The sequence below is a fragment of the Pseudoalteromonas sp. 19-MNA-CIBAN-0066 genome, assembly GCF_040308705.1.
Classification (GTDB): domain Bacteria; phylum Pseudomonadota; class Gammaproteobacteria; order Enterobacterales; family Alteromonadaceae; genus Pseudoalteromonas; species Pseudoalteromonas nigrifaciens.
Window position 1 is genome coordinate 1 of sequence record NZ_JBEONZ010000214.1, and the last position, 271, is coordinate 271.

The 271-nt window shown below is 43.5% G+C and carries 1 pseudogene; it reads right to left on the reverse strand.

The window, feature by feature from the left end:
- Positions 1-271, reverse strand: a pseudogene (locus tag AAEZ18_RS18875) (1-deoxy-D-xylulose-5-phosphate reductoisomerase); the annotation flags it as partial.

A 271-nucleotide genomic window follows, 5' to 3' on the forward strand; every position in this document is an offset into this window, starting at 1 on the left:
ATAAACAACTGACCTGACATAACTAACGATTCTTTATTAGCAAGGAGTACTTTTTTACCTGCTTCTACTGCACTTAATGTTGGCAGTAAACCAGCGGCACCTACAATTGCAGACATCACGACATCAACATCTGGGTGAGCACATAAGTCGCACATTGCTTGCTCGCCGTGCATAACAAGCGTTTGGCATGGTGTATTAGCTAAATAAGCAGATAACTGCTCAGCGGCTTGCTGGGTAGCCATAATCGCATAAAGTGGTTCGTGTTCAATAC